Origin of the sequence: Idiomarina baltica OS145 (assembly GCF_000152885.1) — a bacterium.
Classification (GTDB): Bacteria; Pseudomonadota; Gammaproteobacteria; order Enterobacterales; family Alteromonadaceae; genus Idiomarina; species Idiomarina baltica.
In genome coordinates, this window is record NZ_AAMX01000031.1 from 1 (window position 1) to 16,752 (window position 16,752).

Annotated in this window: 14 protein-coding genes and 1 pseudogene; 13 read left to right on the forward strand and 2 right to left on the reverse strand. The window is 47.6% G+C overall.

Annotated features, from left to right (window positions below):
• Positions 1–185 (reverse strand): annotated as a pseudogene (locus tag OS145_RS01305) (DcaP family trimeric outer membrane transporter); the annotation flags it as partial.
• 158 nt (positions 186–343) lie between these two features.
• On the opposite strand from OS145_RS01305, the gene acs reads away from it, so the two are divergent.
• The 5 genes from acs to OS145_RS01330 all read left to right on the forward strand — a co-directional run bounded on the left by acs (position 344) and on the right by OS145_RS01330 (position 7,566).
• The gene (acs, locus tag OS145_RS01310; protein ID WP_006954149.1) at positions 344–2,284 is read left to right on the forward strand and encodes an acetate--CoA ligase; all 1,941 of its coding nucleotides are present in this window, start codon (positions 344–346) and stop codon (positions 2,282–2,284) included.
• A 12-nt stretch (positions 2,285–2,296) separates the two neighbouring features.
• Positions 2,297–2,929 (forward strand): response regulator transcription factor, encoded by a 633-nt coding sequence (locus OS145_RS01315; protein ID WP_006954150.1) that lies wholly within the window; start codon positions 2,297–2,299, stop codon positions 2,927–2,929.
• Between the two features lie 51 nt (positions 2,930–2,980).
• Positions 2,981–6,427, forward strand: a complete 3,447-nt coding sequence (locus OS145_RS01320) for a PAS domain-containing hybrid sensor histidine kinase/response regulator (RefSeq protein WP_006954151.1) — start codon at positions 2,981–2,983, stop codon at positions 6,425–6,427.
• A 233-nt stretch (positions 6,428–6,660) separates the two neighbouring features.
• Positions 6,661–6,939: a hypothetical protein gene (locus tag OS145_RS01325; protein ID WP_006954152.1), complete on the forward strand. Its 279-nt coding sequence runs from the start codon at positions 6,661–6,663 to the stop codon at positions 6,937–6,939.
• Between the two features lie 297 nt (positions 6,940–7,236).
• The gene (locus OS145_RS01330; protein WP_006954153.1) at positions 7,237–7,566 is read left to right on the forward strand and encodes a hypothetical protein; all 330 of its coding nucleotides are present in this window, start codon (positions 7,237–7,239) and stop codon (positions 7,564–7,566) included.
• Positions 7,567–7,572: 6 nt separating this feature from the next.
• Here the strand turns inward: OS145_RS01330 and OS145_RS01335 are convergent, their stop codons facing one another.
• The gene (locus tag OS145_RS01335) at positions 7,573–8,544 is read right to left on the reverse strand and encodes an IS30 family transposase (protein ID WP_006954154.1); all 972 of its coding nucleotides are present in this window, start codon (positions 8,542–8,544) and stop codon (positions 7,573–7,575) included.
• Positions 8,545–9,135: 591 nt separating this feature from the next.
• On the opposite strand from OS145_RS01335, the gene OS145_RS01340 reads away from it, so the two are divergent.
• The 8 genes from OS145_RS01340 to OS145_RS01375 all read left to right on the forward strand — a co-directional run bounded on the left by OS145_RS01340 (position 9,136) and on the right by OS145_RS01375 (position 16,610).
• Positions 9,136–9,600, forward strand: coding sequence for a hypothetical protein (locus OS145_RS01340; protein ID WP_006954155.1), 465 nt, complete (start codon positions 9,136–9,138; stop codon positions 9,598–9,600).
• 68 nt (positions 9,601–9,668) lie between these two features.
• Positions 9,669–10,688, forward strand: coding sequence for an IS21 family transposase (gene istA, locus OS145_RS01345; protein ID WP_006954156.1), 1,020 nt, complete (start codon positions 9,669–9,671; stop codon positions 10,686–10,688).
• Positions 10,685–11,482 carry an IS21-like element helper ATPase IstB gene (gene istB, locus OS145_RS01350; RefSeq protein WP_006954157.1) on the forward strand — a complete coding sequence of 266 codons (798 nt, stop codon included), beginning with the start codon at positions 10,685–10,687 and terminating at the stop codon, positions 11,480–11,482. The genes istA and istB overlap by 4 nt, the downstream gene beginning before the upstream one ends.
• 213 nt (positions 11,483–11,695) lie before the next feature.
• A complete protein-coding gene (locus OS145_RS01355) occupies positions 11,696–11,902 on the forward strand; it encodes a hypothetical protein (RefSeq protein ID WP_040487548.1) in 207 nt (68 codons plus the stop codon).
• Positions 11,903–12,068: 166 nt separating this feature from the next.
• A complete protein-coding gene (locus OS145_RS01360; RefSeq protein WP_006954159.1) occupies positions 12,069–12,335 on the forward strand; it encodes a DUF4212 domain-containing protein in 267 nt (88 codons plus the stop codon).
• A 6-nt stretch (positions 12,336–12,341) separates the two neighbouring features.
• Entirely contained in the window at positions 12,342–14,048 is a 1,707-nt protein-coding gene (locus OS145_RS01365) for a sodium:solute symporter family protein (RefSeq protein ID WP_006954160.1), read from the forward strand.
• 70 nt (positions 14,049–14,118) lie between these two features.
• Complete coding sequence (locus OS145_RS01370) at positions 14,119–15,957, forward strand: DUF294 nucleotidyltransferase-like domain-containing protein (protein WP_006954161.1); 1,839 nt, start codon at positions 14,119–14,121, stop codon at positions 15,955–15,957.
• Positions 15,957–16,610 (forward strand): 3'-5' exonuclease, encoded by a 654-nt coding sequence (locus OS145_RS01375; protein WP_006954162.1) that lies wholly within the window; start codon positions 15,957–15,959, stop codon positions 16,608–16,610. Before OS145_RS01370 ends, OS145_RS01375 begins: the two co-directional genes overlap by 1 nt.
• The last annotated feature ends 142 nt before the right edge of the window (positions 16,611–16,752 follow it).

Below are 16,752 nucleotides of genomic sequence, written 5' to 3' on the forward strand. Positions count from 1 at the left end.
CGCGCAATGCTGCCACTGGCTGGCGCTTGACCATCGGTGTAGTCAGAAACCATTAAGTCGAGTTTTACGTATCCACCAAAAGATACGTCAGTGTCTGCTGCTTGTGCGCTGATTGATGCGGTGCCAAGCGCCGCTGCAATAGCTGCAGATAATGCAATAGATTGTGTAGAGCGTGCTTTTGCCATGGTGTTCTCTCGTGTGAAAGCCGTCGTTATTGTATTATTCACGTCAGTAATTCTCGGTAATTGGTCAGTTTTTAGCAATCTAGACTATGGTCTAATAGTGTTAATAAAGTGTAGTACGTACAACAGTTACCATCTTGCGAATAAAGGAGGAAGAGGTAATGTCGCAACTGTACAAAGTTCCAGAAAACATAAAAAACACCGCGAAAATTACAAACGACGATTATTTGGAAATGTATCAAGCGTCGATTAATGACCCAGAGGGTTTCTGGCGAGAACAGGGTAAACGAATCACGTGGTTTACTCCATACACCAAGGTCAAAAATACCTCTTTTAGTCCGCGTAACATCAATATTAAGTGGTATCAAGACGGTACGCTTAACGCCTGTTATAACTGTATTGACCGCCATCTTGCCGATAAGGCCGATAAAACAGCCATCATTTGGGAGGGCGACGACCCGAGTGTCGATAAACACATTACGTATCGCGAGATGCATAAAGAAGTTTCCCGCTTCGCCAATGGACTGAAGAAGCTGGGCGTTGGCAAAGGTGACCGTGTGGCGATTTACATGCCGATGGTGCCTGAGGCGGCTTATGCCATGCTAGCGTGTGCGCGTATCGGTGCGGTGCATTCGGTCATTTTCGGTGGCTTTTCTCCGAATGCTATTGCTGATCGTATCAACGACTGTGGTGCTAAGGTGATTATCACCGCCGATGAGGGACGTCGCGGTGGTAGCACCATTGGTTTGAAGAAAAACGTTGATGCGGCGCTCGAAGACGACGCCTGCCCGACTCTGGAGCATGTTGTCGTTAGCCAAGTCACCGAAGGCGCTGTGAATTGGACTGAGGGTCGCGATGTATGGTGGCATGAGCTCATTGCCGACGTCAGCGAAGAATGTCAGCCGGAAGTCATGGATGCGGAAGACCCGCTATTCATCCTTTATACATCGGGCTCGACGGGTAAGCCGAAAGGCGTGGTGCACACCACCGGTGGCTACATGGTGTGGGCTTCCATGACCCATGAATACGTCTTTGATTGTCACGACGACGATATTTATTGGTGTGCGGCTGATGTGGGCTGGATTACCGGTCACTCGTACATTGTTTATGGTCCTTTTGCTAACGGTGCAACCTCGTTGATGTTCGAAGGCGTACCGACATACCCGGGCGTGGGTCGTATTGGAGAGATCGTCGATAAACATCAAGTATCGATTCTTTATACAGCGCCAACGGCGATTCGTGCGCTGATGGCAAAAGGCGATGAAGCTGCGAAAACCTCAACACGTGAATCACTCCGTGTACTGGGCAGTGTGGGTGAGCCGATCAACCCAGAAGCATGGGAGTGGTATCACAAACGCATTGGTAACGGTCAGTGTCCGATTATGGATACCTGGTGGCAGACCGAGACCGGTGGCATCATGATTACGCCATTGCCAGGCGCGACCGATTTAAAGCCAGGCTCAGCGACGCGACCTTTCTTTGGTGTCAAACCGGCGCTGGTCGACGGCGAAGGTAACAAACAAGAAGGCGAGGCTGAAGGTGGCTTGATCATTGAGGACTCATGGCCGGGCCAAATGCGTACGCTGTGGGGCGATCACGAACGCTTCGAGCAGACCTATTTCTCGACCTACAAAAATGTCTACTTTACCGGTGATGGTGCCAAACGCGATGCCGATGGCTATTACTGGATTACCGGGCGCGTCGATGATGTCTTGAACGTTTCAGGTCACCGCTTAGGTACTGCTGAAATTGAGAGCGCGTTGGTTGCACACAGTGCGGTCGCGGAAGCGGCTGTCGTAGGCTTCCCGCACGATATCAAAGGGCAGGGCATTTACGTTTATATTACGCCGGTCGATGGTGTTGAGGTGACCGATGAACTGACCAAAGAGGTACGCAACTGGGTACGTTCAGAGTTAAGCCCGATTGCGACGCCGGATATCTTGCATTGGACGAAAGGTTTACCTAAAACACGGTCAGGAAAAATCATGCGTCGTATCTTGCGCAAGATCGCAGCTAATGAGTTTGATAATTTAGGTGATACCTCTACGCTTGCCGATCCAAGTGTGGTAGATTCTTTGATAGAACATCGTAAGAATCAATAACCTAAAGCGCTCATGGCAAAATTTCTAATAGCAGATGACCACCCGCTGTTTCGCGAGGCGCTTCAAGGCGCGCTCGCGAACCATTTCGAAGAATTGACGCTGCGTGAAGCCGAGGATTTAGACTCGACACTCGCCGCGCTTAATGAAGACGATGACGTGGATCTTCTGCTGTTGGACTTACACATGCCGGGTAGCGGCGACCTGTATGGTCTTATTCGGGTGCGGGAAGATTATCCAATGCTTCCCGTTGCCATTATCTCGGGTTCTGAAGATGCATCCATCGTGGCTAAATGCATCGGTTTTGGCGCCCTGGGATTTATCCCCAAATCACTTCCTTCAGCGCAAATAGCCGAAGCCATTAGCACCATACTGGATGGCGATACTTGGGTCCCAAAGGACAACCGTGACCGACTCGATGGTATTTCAAACGAGGATCAAGAGCTGGCGCGTAAAGTTTCAGAATTAACACCTCAACAATATCGCGTGCTGCACTTTCTACACGAGGGACTACTCAATAAACAAATTGCGTATCAGCTCAACATCACTGAAGCGACTGTTAAAGCGCATATCACCGCCATCTTCCGTAAGCTTGGGGTTTATAGCCGTACGCAAGCTGTCCTAGTGGCTGAACGTTTGCAATTGTAGACTGCGCACGATGCGCAAGAAAATCACGATGCAATTACTGAGGATTCACCCATGACTTGGATACTCGTACTGGCCTCACTACTTTATGTTGTGTTTCTTTTCGCCATTGCGAGTTGGGGTGATAAAACGAACTCATGGGCGAACAAACTGAGTCATCGCCCGTTTGTTTATGCCATGTCGCTTGCGATTTACTGCACCAGTTGGACCTATTACGGCGCGGTGGGTAATGCGGCTGTTGATGGTTGGGCATTCTTTCCTATTCTGCTCGGTCCGATTTTGCTGTTTACCTTTGGTATCCGAGTGCTGAAAAAGCTCGTGTCGGTGAGTAAGCAGCAGAATATTACCTCGATTGCCGACTTTATTTCGTCACGCTACGGCAAAAAGCGGCGGTTAGCCGTGGTGGTGACCTGCATTGCAGCGCTTGCGATTGTGCCCTACATTGCGCTGCAGTTAAAAGCGGTTGGCTTGAGCTTCGCGGTGCTAACCGAAAGTGATTCGATCACCAGTGAGTTTTCTCTAAAAGAGCTTGGCGCAGCTGCCTTGATGGCGCTATTTGCAATGCTATTTGGTACTCGCCATGTCGAGGTGACAGAGTACCGCAGTGGTATGATGCTAGCGATTGCGGTTGAGTCGATGATAAAGCTCACTGCGCTCACAGCCGCGGGTATTTTTGCCTGGCATTTACTGAGCGAACAGCCTAGTTTTGAGTGGACTCAGACATTTTCGGCGAGTGTGAATCCACATTGGAGCCTGGCGAGTTTTGGCTCTTTTGAATTTATCGTACAAACCTTTATGGCCGCTGGCGCGATACTCTGCTTACCGCGCCAATTCCACGTTGCTGTGGTTGATAATGTTGATATCAAACATTTGGGTACTGCACGGTGGGGCTTTCCTGTTTACTTAGCGCTGACGGCGTTGGCCATTGTGCCGATCGCGTTGGCGGGCAGTTTGTTGTTGCCCAACTATCAAGATGGCTCTACGTTTGCGTTGCAACTTCCACTGTTAAAAGACCAGCTTTGGCTTTCGTTGATTATCTTTATTGGCGGCATCTCTGCGGCCACTGCGATGGTGATTATTGCATCGGTGACACTGAGCACCATGATCACCAACGACGTGATCATGCCGATCTTGTTGCAGCGTGAGTCGCGTTTGCCTCTGCGTGAGCGGCGCCGCGAGTATGACCGTAGTTTGCTGCTTTTTCGTCGTGTGGCGATTGGCGTCACCATGGCATTGGCGTTTCTTTGTTATTACTTTTGGGCGGCACGCACTAATTTAGTCAGTATTGGTTTACTTGCCTTCTCTTTAGTTTTACAGCTGTTGCCCACGCTCATTGGGGCACTTTATTGGCGTCGTGGTCATGCACGCGGTGTTTATGCGGGGCTGTTAGCCGGTTCGGTAGGCTGGATAGTGAGTGTATTGATACCACTCTACAGCGATGCGTTGCTTTCCGACGTTGAGATCATCACCCGTGGCACGGTAATTTCGCTGTTGATGAACAGCTTTGCCTATATTGCCTTCTCGCTGCTGTCGCGGCCACGATTAGTCGATCGCATTCAAGCGACTGCATTTGTAAAACCACGTGCATCTTTACCTGATAGTCCGCTGCATAAAAACCAGTCAGCGACTAACGCGGATATGTTGCTGCTGCTGAAGACTTTTTTAGGAGCGGAGCGCGCGCAACAACTGATGCGGTACTACCAGGCGCCTAATGACTCGGTGTCCTTGCGTGCTGAAGCCGTTGCCGACCAGAACTTAATTAATTACGTCGAACGTGCGATTGCGGGTGTTTTAGGGTCTGCGACGGCGCGCTCTTTAGTCGAGGCGGCATTGCGCGATAGGCAACTCAACCTTGAGGAAGTGGTTCACTTCTTTGATGACACCACCCAAGCGCTGCAAACCCAGCAGTCGATTCTGTTTAGTTCGCTAGAGAACTTAGCGCAGGGCATCAGCGTGGTTGATTCGGAGTTGCGCCTGGTCGCGTGGAATAAACGCTATACCGACCTATTCGACTATCCAGAAGGTATGGTGAGACCGGGACAACCGATAGCCACATTAATTCGTTATAACGCCGAGCGAGGCGAGTGTGGTCCCGGTGAAGTCGAAGAGTTAGTGAGTAAACGCTTACGCTACATGCAAATGGGTTCCGCGCACCGGTTTATTCGTCGCCGCGCCGACGGTCGCGTGATTGAAATGGTAGGTAACCCGTTACCAAGTGGTGGATTCGTAACCAGTTTTACCGATATTACCGAGCACGTAGAAACTCAGCAAGCGCTCGAGGACGCCAATATCGACCTTGAGCAACGCGTCGATACGCGGACCCAAGAGATCCGCGAAATCAACCAAGAGCTCACCGCTGAAATTGATCGACGCCGTGAAGTTGAGAAAGAACTGAAAAAGGCAAAAGCAGAAGCTGAGGCGGCAAACGCATCAAAAACGCGGTTTTTAGCACTCGCTAGCCACGATATCTTGCAGCCACTCAACGCGGCACGACTGTATCTATCGGCGGTGAATGAGGATGAGCTATCAGAACGCAATCAAGGCTTGTTGGGTAAGTTAGATACGGCGTTGGGGTCTACTGAACACTTGTTATCGACACTGCTCTCGATTGCAAAAATGGACCAAGGAGCGCTTAAGCCACAGTTTAAACATGTGATGTTAAGTAGTGTTTTAAAACCGTTGATTGAAGAGTATCACGTCCTGGCGGAGCAGCGACAACTTGAGTTCCGGGCGTTTTATGTGGATCGCCCGGTGTATACCGATCCAACTTATTTGCGCCGTATTGTGCAGAATTTTTTGTCGAATGCCATTAAATATACGCCTAAGGGTAAAGTGTTACTCGGGGTACGTAAGCGGGGTGACTACTTACAAATCGCGGTGTGGGATACGGGTCCGGGCATCGCTGCTCAGCAGCAGAACAAAATCTTCGACGCTTTTTATCGGATCCAGAACCAAACGGTGGATGGTGTTGGCTTGGGCTTGAGTGTTGCGCAAAGAATGAGTGAGCAGCTCGGCTGCGAACCGCAAATCCGTTCGGTTGAGGGTAAAGGCTCGTGCTTCTCGGTGACGATACCCTTAGGTCATCACGCACAAGTGGTCGCCAAACGCACCGAACGAACGGACCAAACACCGACAGCGGAATTGAGCCTGCTTGTGGTCGACGACGATAAGGATAACCTCAGTGCTGTTAGCGCACTGCTAGAAAAGTGGAACTGTCGCGCGATAACCTGTCGCTCTTACGCCGATGCTGTTGCCTATGCAGAGGCCAACGAGCCGTTAGACGGCCTGTTGCTTGACTACCAACTCGGCGGTGATGACGGCATTCAACTGGCGGGCGCGCTCCGTACCATTTGGCAGCGTGACTTACCCGGTGCACTGGTCACCGCCATGCGCGACGACCACGTAAAGCGCAACGCCCGCCAAGCCGGCCTGCACTTCATGCCCAAACCAGTCAAACCCGCCGCCCTCAAAGCCCTCCTAAAATACATCTCCTCGCGGTAGGTCGCGCATTTTGCGCGACTTTTGCGCTGCGACATATTTGGGTGTGAACTACTACATTGGAGAGAGTTTCTCTAGAATGGGATTAGCAAAAAGTTTAGTCATCACAAAAGCACTTGGGTCAGTGGTTAGATATTTAGGACAAGGTTCTAAAGAATCGCGGAGGATTTGGGAGCACAACATGTGGTGGTTAGGTAACGGTATAGGCTTTATACCTGCTATGGAGTAATACAATAGTGGAATTATTAGTTGTTGCATTGATTTTTGTTTCTTACAAATTGATAGAGCTGTATTGTGAAAATAAAAGAATTGGTTCTAAGAAAGCTTTTTTTCTATGCTTTTTTATAGTTTCAGCAGTATTCTTTATTACTACATTTGCCGGATTTGTAGAAAAGGCTAACGAAGCGGCAGGCTTCACTTTTAGTAATGTTGTAATATGGCTTTCAATCGGCTTTGGAATAGGGGTTATTGCAGGAGTTAAATGTATTTCAAATTCAAGTGGTTATGATTATTAGCTTCTGAAACATGAGGAGTTTACTTTACGACCAAAACTAATTTTGTCTATTCCTGAATTGAAATCATAATCGTGAACACTCCTGTGTTAGTTGTAGTTTTTTTTTGCTTTGTTTTACGTCTAAGGAAAACATTGGGTCTTATTCAGTCAGACATAATTTTTAAAGAGCAATTGCCACAGGCTATGAGCGAGTTTTGCAGTTATTAGTTGAATCTAGTAGTATTTATTTCTACGTACTCCCATTTAAAGGTTAGATGACTCAAAAAGACTATATTGGCCCAATTAAGAAAAAATAATTATGAAAAAAATATATTGTTTAATTTTGATGGCATTGACTATTACTTATTCTCATTTATCTATTTCTCGTGAGGATGTACTAGACAATGAGTCTGTGGCACTAGAGAGTTTGGCGTATCAACTTAGAATAGACCCTTGGTTTCTAAATAAATTGAAAGACACTCACTCGGGGGAATTGTTAAAAATATACAACGGACTAATTAAAAAGTTCGAAAAAATAGGAAGTTTAGAAGACTTGTTAGTACAAGTTGGCCACTATTGCCGTATTCAAGCTGGACATGGGGAATGCAATTTTAATGGGACTGGAAAATTCGGTGATTTTCTTTCCTAGATTCAACTAATAACTGCAACACTCGCTCATAGCCTGTGGCAATTGCTCTTTAAAAATTATGTCTGGCTGAATAAACCCCAAAGTTTTCCTGGGTCTTAAATTCAAACGCTGTTGATATTTAGCCATCAGTTTGTTGGTTACAGTGCGTAAGTCAGTGCCTTTTGGCACGTATTGACGCAATAACCCGTTCGCATTTTCGTTCGCGCCCCGCTGATATGAAGCATACGGATCCGCAAAATAAACGTCGGTATCGAGCTCTTCTGCAATTCGCTCGTGGTCTGCGAATTCTAAACCATTATCGGCCGTGATGCTGTGAACCAACGCCTTAAAAGGCTGCAGCATTTCTATAGTGGCGTCAGCAACGGCATCAGCGTGTTTGCTTGTGACTTTTTTCACAAGGTAAAAACGGCTTTTACGCTCTAACAGCGTGACAATAGCACCGGTTCCACGCTTGCCGATAACAGTGTCGATTTCCCAGTCGCCGTAGCGTTCTCGGTCATCAATAATTGCTGGCCGGTCGTGTATCGAGCGACGCCCTAAAATCCGACCTCGTTGCTTATGCAGGCGCTTTTTATAGCGTCTTAACCGGTGGCGAAGGTGAGTAAATAAACCACCTCCGCCGTGAAAATCAGCCAGAACATATTTGTAAATCCACTCGTGACTGACTGGATAGCCTATTCGCGTGCAGACAGCCGATATCTGCTCCGGGCTCCAGTCCATCTCGAGCATAAGCTCTACAGCGTTGCGAGTATTCTCGCAAACCCGTTTGGGCTTTGGCTTGGAGCGCCGTTTTAACGTGCGCTCTTGAGCTTTTTGAGGGTCATAAGACCCGCATAAATTGTTGTTACGTCGCAACTCTCGATGGACGGTCGAGGGCGCAATGTTCAGCTTTCTTGCAATCTCTCGTTGTGAAAATTCTTCTGAGAGCAACGCAGAAATCTGGTATCGTTGTCCCTCGGTCAGCTGCCGATAACTCATGTTGGAACTCACTTTTTTTGGTCGAAAAGTAAGACTACCACATGTTGGTAGCTGACCTCCTTCCGACCTATCCCATTACATGAGTGTTGCGGTTATTATCTGAATTCAGGTACCATTTAAAAAAAGCACTAACATATTTTTGGTTACCGATTATAGCTGTCTTGGCTGGATCGGTCTTTCCTCCATTAGCGGTAGTTGGGATGGTATTTGTAGCGTATGGCTTTTTCAGATACATAGCTTATGCACTCAGTCCTTGCCCTAAATGCGGCGGTCATTTTTTTGGTTTCCCTTCCATCATATCTGGGAGTTGTTATTCAATGATAAATGATTCATGGAAGTGCAATTGCTGTGGTGAAAAAACTAATCAGTAAAAGATACTTGCGTGTCTTTAAGGTTGGTAAGCCTTTGGTATCACTTCTTTTTTTCGGGTGTAACGGAATCAGGAGAATATGTCGTTAAACGTGGCTAATCTTTCTGGTTGTTTGGCTAAGCTCGTCTTCTGCATTCTCTCAGGAAACATACAGGTCTCAGCACAGTCACGCAGAGCAGAGAAGTTCTCAAACTTTAAGTAAGCTAGATGCTGAAACGTTTGTGGGTTGTATTGATTACGCTGTTACGTACGTAGCAGTTCCTACTGATAATCATGAGCAAAAAAAGAGAGCTGAGTTTGCTATAGCTGAGGTTCTCAAGTCTAGTGGCGATCAGCAGACGCAGTGTTTTAATGCAGATGGTGATTGGGTTCGAATATATAAAAACGGAGAACAGGTCGATCGAATTTGGTATTTTGCTGATACGAATGAAGAGTACACCCTATTTAAGACTGGCTTACTTAAATATTTTGTAACCGATACAGCTGAGCCCGAGGGTTTTTCCGAACTTGGAATTGAACGCATCATTAAAACAAAGCAGAAAAAACGCATCTTGGGATATGACTTGGTCAAATATACCGCAACGAAGGAGTCTGGAACTGTTGAGAGCTATTGGGTAAGTAAGGATTTGTTGAGAAACCCTGCATCCTACGAAAATGTTACCAACGGAGTAAAATTGATCCACTGACAACGGTTTAAAAGTGATCCACCTGAGGCATCATAGCCGCACTTTTCAATAAGACAAGGCGGCCTAACATGCTAACTCAGGAGCAACTAGTGGACATTCATGTTTTACACCGACAGGGATTGAGTAATCGCGAGATTGCACGCCGTCTTGGCATTTCCCGCAACACAGTAAAAAATTATCTAGGTCGGCCGACAGTAACGCCAAACTATTCGGCGCGTGAAGCGCGCCCAACGAAGTTAGGCCCTTTTGAGGCATATCTTCGGGAACGGATTAAAGTCGCTGAGCCTGATTGGATACCGGCAACGGTTCTCTTTCGAGAGATAGAAGCCCAAGGTTATAACGGCGGTATGACTCAGTTGCGACAGTATGTGGCGCAGTTTAAAAAACCAGAAGCGAACGACCCAGTTGTTCGTTTCGAGACCCAGCCCGGTGAGCAGTTGCAAGTTGACTTCACTAACATCAACCGCAACCGGCGTCGCATGAAAGGCTTTGTCGCGACGTTATCGTTTAGCCGTGCAACCTTCGTACACTTTTCAGAGCGCGAGCGCCAAGAAGATTGGTTGTACGGTTTAGAAGAAGCGTTTGCCTTCTTCGGTGGTGTTACTCAGCACGTTCTGTTTGATAACGCCAAGACCATTATGATTGAACGCGATGCGTATGGCCCAGGACAGCATCGCTGGAACCAAGCGCTGCTCGAGTTCGCTAAGTACTACGGTTTCCAACCGCGTGCTTGCCGCCCTTATCGAGCTCGCACGAAGGGTAAGGTTGAGCGTTTCAACTCGTATTTAAAAAGCAGCTTCATCACGCCATTAGCTGCCAGTTTGAAGCAGCATGGCTTACGCTTTGATGTGTCGGTGGCCAATGCTCACATTGGCCCATGGCTTGAACACGTTGCGCATCAACGTATTCACGGCACAACCGAACAGAAGCCGCAGATATTGCTTGAGCAAGAGCGGTTTCATTTACAACCGCTACCAACTAAAGAACACGGTCGTATCGCGACATCATCAACGAGCCGACCAACACCGATAGAGAGCTTACAGCACCCGCTGAGCGTCTATGACAGCTTGTTGGAGGGACGTTTATGAACCTTCAACAAGAACGCATACTAGACGCTTGTGAGACGCTCAAGCTCGGAACCATTAGCTCTGAGTGGTCTGCCGTAGCAGATAAAACAAGTGCTAAAGAAGGTACTTTTGCCGACTTTTTAGAGCAACTACTGCAGCTTGAACTGCAAGCACGGACACGACGAACGCAAGAGACGCTTCTTAAGTTCGCTGGCTTTCCAGCATTAAAATCGTTCGATGATTACGATTTTAAGTTTGCTAGTGGCGCACCACGACAGCAACTAAAAGAGCTAACTGGCTTAGCGTTCGTTGAACGTGCCGAGAACATTGTATTACTCGGCCCTAGCGGCGTTGGTAAAAGCCACTTGGCTATCAGCCTCGGTTACCTTGCGGTAATGCGCGGTATTAAAACTCGGTTTATTACAGCGGCTGATTTAATGCTTCAGCTCGCAACGGCAAAAAGCCAAGGCCGACTTGAGCAATATTTAAAGCGCAGTGTACTTGCGCCAAGGCTGCTCATTATTGATGAGATAGGTTATCTACCTTTTGGCCGCGATGAGGCGAATCTGTTCTTTAATGTTATCGCCAAGCGATATGAGCAAGGTAGTGTCATCGTAACTAGCAACTTGCCATTTTCACAATGGTCGAATGCATTTGCCGATGACACCACACTTACAGCGGCATTATTAGATCGGCTTCTGCACCATTCGCACATTGTGCAAATTAGTGGTGAGAGCTTCCGATTAAAGGGCAAAAAAGCTGCGGGAATCATACCTGCTGTCGAGACAAGCACAGAAGTACTTGTTGATGCTTAAATGCAGCAACGGATCAGTTAAATACCGTTGTTGTGCACGAAAATGGCTGTAAAGGTGGATCAATTTTATTCCGATGCTTTTCGGATAAACCGCAAACCGGCCAAGATAATTGACGCTGGGTAAGCACTTTTGTGGATCACTTTGTAGCCGGCGTCTGAAGTATAAAATTAGCTAAGGGTGGATCACTTTTACTCCGTTGATTTTAGGACAAAAGTGGATCAGTTTTCACCCGTTGTTGACAAAAACAATAAATTTGCGTTTACAGACCAACTTTATGATGTTCTTAAAGGTGTTCCTCTTTACCACGAAAAAACAGTCGCCAACTTCATGACGACCCTTCGAGAAGCCAAAGCAATAAGAGAACAAGAGCCCAATGCTGAACTCTTCGACCTACCCGCGGTAGATGTGTATCATTGGTAGTTAGCGCATTATCCCCCCCTCCGTTGGTCGCGCATTCTGCGCGACTATAAAGCACCCAATAACCCACTACGACCAAAGTCCAATTTCACCTGTATACAACTCCACCTACATTTGTTAACGACCCTAACAAAGGTTAACAATTATTCTTACAACAGGAGGGGACGTTATGGCATTTAAAAACGAAGATGATGCCAAAGCGTATTGGAAAGAGAACCTGAGCTTAATGCTTAAACTGCTCGTCGTGTGGTTTGTGGTTTCCTATGGCTTTGGAATTCTCTTAGTGGATGTGCTGAATGAAATCCGTTTCTTTGGCTTTAAGCTAGGATTCTGGTTTGCGCAGCAGGGCTCCATTATTACCTTTATCGTGCTGATTTTCCTTTACGTGCGGGGAATGGCGAAACTCGATAATAAATACGAAGTTCACGAGGACTGATGCGCTATGGATATTCAAACGCTCACATTTATTATTGTCGGTCTGACCTTTGCACTGTATATCGGTATCGCAATTTGGTCTCGTGCCGGCTCAACCAATGATTTTTATGTTGCTGGCGGTGGTGTACACCCCATTGCTAACGGTATGGCGACCGCTGCTGACTGGATGTCGGCTGCGACCTATATCTCGATGGCGGGTATTATCGCTTTCGCAGGTTATGATGGCTCGGTTTATCTAATGGGCTGGACCGGTGGCTACGTGCTGCTTGCTATGTGTTTGGCACCGTATCTACGGAAATTCGGTAAATTCACCGTGCCTGATTTTATCGGTGACCGCTATTACTCGCAGACAGCACGCACCATCGCAGTGCTGGGCGCGATCTTGGTTTCGTTCACCTACATCGCAGGTCAAATGCGTGGGGTTGGCGTGGTATTCTCGCGCTTCCTCGAAGTTGATATTGCGACGGGTGTCATCATTGGTATGGTCATCGTGTTCTTCTACACCGTGCTCGGCGGCATGAAGGGGATTACTTACACCCAAGTCGCGCAATACTGCGTGTTGATGTTCGCTTATATTGTACCTGCTGTTTTCTTGTCACTCTTAATGACAGGCCACATTTTGCCGCAAACCGGCTTTGGAGGTACCGTCGCCGACGGATCCGGCCAGTTCTTGCTCGAGCGGCTCGATGGTCTCTCGACCCAGCTGGGTTTTGCTGAGTACACCGAGGGTGTGCGTAGTAAAGTCGATGTGTTCTTTATTACCGCTGCCCTGATGGTGGGTACAGCAGGCTTGCCGCATGTCATTGTTCGCTTCTTTACGGTACCTAAGGTACGTGATGCGCGTCGTTCAGCATTTTGGGCATTGGCATTCATCGCTGTTGTTTATCTGACTGCACCGACTATCGCTGCATTCGGCAAAATGAACATGATCAACACCGTTAACGGGCCCGATCTGCAAGGCGTTGAGTATGATAATGCGCCAAGCTGGATTAAGAACTGGGAAAAAACCGGTCTGATTTCTTGGGAAGATAAAAACGACGATGGTCGTATGTTCTACTCAGGTGATGAGCGCAATGAAATGACGATTGACCGCGACATTATGGTCTTGGCAAACCCAGAAATCGGTGACTTACCGGCGTGGGTTGTGGCATTGGTTGCTGCGGGTGGTGTGGCTGCTGCCCTGTCGACATCGGCGGGTCTGCTGTTGGTTATTTCAACATCAGTCTCCCATGACTTGCTCAAGCGAAACCTGATGCCTAACATTACCGATAAGCAGGAGCTGATGTATGCGCGTCTCGCTGCAGCGGTGGCTATCTTGATTTCCGGTTACTTTGGGGTCTATCCGCCCGGCTTCGTGGCGCAGGTGGTTGCCTTTGCCTTCGGTCTCGCGGCATCGAGCTTCTTCCCTGCGATCATTTTGGGTATCTTTAACAAGCGCATGAACAGTACGGGTGCTATCGCCGGTATGATCGTGGGTATTGTGTTCACCTTCAGCTACATTGTGTTCTTTAAATTTATCTCTCCAGAGTTAAATACACCTGACCATTGGTTATTTGGCATTTCGCCAGAGGGCATTGGTACTTTAGGTATGATCTTTAACTTTGCGGTGGCATTTATTGTTCACAAAATGACAGGCGATGCACCTAAAGACATTCAGGATTTGGTGGAGTCTATCCGCTATCCTAAAGGTGCAGGCGAAGCACAGGATCACTGATTTCCCAACCAGTGAGTGAAAGAGCAAGCTCCGGTGCATCGCATCGGAGCTTTTTTTATAAGGCGGACTTATGGATATCGAACGCTTTTTAACAGACTGCCCCCCGTTTGATGATTTAACCGAACAACAGCGAACGTGGTCGGTCAATCAAATGCAGTCCACTTACATGAACGCGGACAACTGCAATGAGATTATGCGTGATTGCAGTCCTGCGCTTTTTATCGTGCGCTCGGGTGTGTTTGACCTAAAAGGGAAAGACGGCACATTAGTCGAGCGACTCGAACAGGGCGATCTATTTGGTTATCCATCGCTCCTCAGTGGCCGTGCCATCGTCAATACGCTGCAGTGTATTGAAGACGGGATTGTTTACGTATTACCGCAAGTCGCGTTTGATAAATTACGCAACCAATCGCGCGCGTTTGAGCGTTATTTTATCAACGCGCATGGTGAGCGCTTACTGACCGAACGACGAGGAAAGACCGCCGGCTACGACGACTACGACTGGACCGAGCAACGTGTGGAGGATGTTATTCAGCGCGCGCCGATCAGTCTCGCGAGTGATACGACGATTCAAAATGCAGCACAGTGCATGTCTGAAAATGGTATCTCTTCGATACTGGTAGTCGATAGCGACCAGTTAGTGGGCATTCTTACCGACCGTGATATTCGCAACCGTGTCGTGGCACAGGGACTGGGATTTAATGTTACTGTCGCTGCGGTGATGACTCATCTGCCTGAGTTTGTGTTTGCCCATCGTTCTTTATTAGATGCGCTGACGACCATGACGGCCAATAACGTCCACCATTTACCAGTCGTCGATGAACAGTTGCGCCCTGTCGGTATGATCACCGCCACCGATTTAATAAAGCAGCAACGCAGTGAGCCAGTCTATTTAATTAGTTCAATTTATAAGTCGACAACGCGGGCGCAGCTTGTTGAGGAAGCACAGAAAATCCCGCAATACCTGAATAGTTTTGCTTTACGAGTTAAGCAGACAGCCATTTTAGGACGACTAATGGCCTCGTTGACCGACGCTATGACCCGTCAGTTTATTAAGCTATTTGAAGCTGAAAATGGCGCGGCACCGGCACGCTATTGTTGGCTGGCTTTTGGTTCGCAAGGGCGCGAAGATCAAACCCTGAGCTCTGATCAGGACAATGGCCTATTGTTGGCCGATGGACTCACCGAGAGCCAATTAGACTGGTTCAGACGTTTGGGTGAATATGTCTGTGAGGGGTTACATGATTGCGGGGTGCCACTTTGCCCAGGCAATATTATGGCATCGAACCCTGAATGTCGCGGCACCCAACAGCAATGGCTGGCACGTTTTGAACGCTGGACCACACATCCTACCCCCAAAGCGCTCATGTATTGCCAGATATTTTTTGATAGCCGTGCGGTAGCCGGGCAGCAAAAAATGTTTAACCAGTTTCGAGAGGCAGTCGCTGATATTGGAAAAAATGAATTTTTTATTGGCAACTTAGCTTTACTAGTTAACCGTATTTCGGTCCCACTGGGTTTATTTAATCGCTTTCGTACTGAAGATGTAAAGCAAGGTGAGCGAATTGATATTAAGCGCTACGGTATTGCTTTGATAAATGACATTGTGCGGCTGTACTCGCTCCATCAAGGATTGACTGAGCCGGCTACGGCACAACGGATTGAGCGATTGCAGAACAGCCGTCTCATTAGTGAACGTGACCGCCAGTCGTTACTCGAAGCTTGGCAATTTTTAACGCAACTGAGGCTAGACCACCAGCTGCGGGTTTGGCATACCGACGAGCCTAAAAATGCTATTGACCCCGACAGTTTAAGCACGCTATCGCGGCGGCAACTCAAGACCGCGTTTAAAATTATAAAGCAAGCGCAACAGGGCGTGGGGCTTAAGTTTAGTCGGCAGGGGTATTGATGGGTAACCTCATGAGTATAAACGGGCTCCGTCAATCATGGACAAAGCACAGGCAGTTGCAGAAGCCCTGGCAGGAGCATACCTATATAGCAATTGATATCGAGACCACGGGTCTTGATCCTATTAATGACCAAATCTTGTCAATCGCTTGGGTTCCAATAAAGCCGCCGATGATCTTAATTGGTGAAGCACAGTACCATGAATTTTGCGTAGACCCCGATGTCGATTTACAACAAAGTCCCACGATTCATGGATTAACAAAGGCTCAGCTAAGTAGCGGGGGCGATGTTAAAAAAGTCTTAAAAGACTTGGAAGATAAACTTTACGGGTGTGTCATGGTGTGCCATCACCGAAGCCTTGACTGGTCTTACCTTCGTGACAACAGGTTAACAGAAAATTTACATTTTGAGCCTTTGGGCGTTTTTGACACGTTGAGTTTCGAAAAAAACAAAATGTCTTTTGATAATGAATTTCAGTTACACAACTCGTCATTGACCTTGGCCGCTTGTCGAACAAGGCACGGGCTACCAATATATACAAGTCACCATGCAATGGATGATGCGATTGCGTGTGCTGAATTATTTTTGGCGCAGGCCACAAAAATCAAGCCTCACAACGAGAAACTACGCTTCCTGTTAAAACAAAGTAGATAACTAACACCAACCCCAAATATTTTAAACATATAGTTTACAATTCGGTTTGGGGTTGCTATGTTCTTTCTACGTCAAAAACCACAACGCTTGGTTTTAAGGCGCACAAAAAAAATATTCCAGGGAGTATTCCAATTATGAAATC

Coding starts and splice junctions, on each gene's coding strand:
- acs (WP_006954149.1), top strand. CDS start 344: ATGTCGCAACTGTACAAAGTTCCAGAAAACATAAAAAACACCGCGAAA.
- OS145_RS01315 (WP_006954150.1), top strand. CDS start 2,297: ATGGCAAAATTTCTAATAGCAGATGACCACCCGCTGTTTCGCGAGGCG.
- OS145_RS01320 (WP_006954151.1), top strand. CDS start 2,981: ATGACTTGGATACTCGTACTGGCCTCACTACTTTATGTTGTGTTTCTT.
- OS145_RS01330 (WP_006954153.1), top strand. CDS start 7,237: ATGAAAAAAATATATTGTTTAATTTTGATGGCATTGACTATTACTTAT.
- OS145_RS01335 (WP_006954154.1), bottom strand. CDS start 8,544: ATGAGTTATCGGCAGCTGACCGAGGGACAACGATACCAGATTTCTGCG.
- istA (WP_006954156.1), top strand. CDS start 9,669: ATGCTAACTCAGGAGCAACTAGTGGACATTCATGTTTTACACCGACAG.
- istB (WP_006954157.1), top strand. CDS start 10,685: ATGAACCTTCAACAAGAACGCATACTAGACGCTTGTGAGACGCTCAAG.
- OS145_RS01360 (WP_006954159.1), top strand. CDS start 12,069: ATGGCATTTAAAAACGAAGATGATGCCAAAGCGTATTGGAAAGAGAAC.
- OS145_RS01365 (WP_006954160.1), top strand. CDS start 12,342: ATGGATATTCAAACGCTCACATTTATTATTGTCGGTCTGACCTTTGCA.
- OS145_RS01370 (WP_006954161.1), top strand. CDS start 14,119: ATGGATATCGAACGCTTTTTAACAGACTGCCCCCCGTTTGATGATTTA.
- OS145_RS01375 (WP_006954162.1), top strand. CDS start 15,957: ATGGGTAACCTCATGAGTATAAACGGGCTCCGTCAATCATGGACAAAG.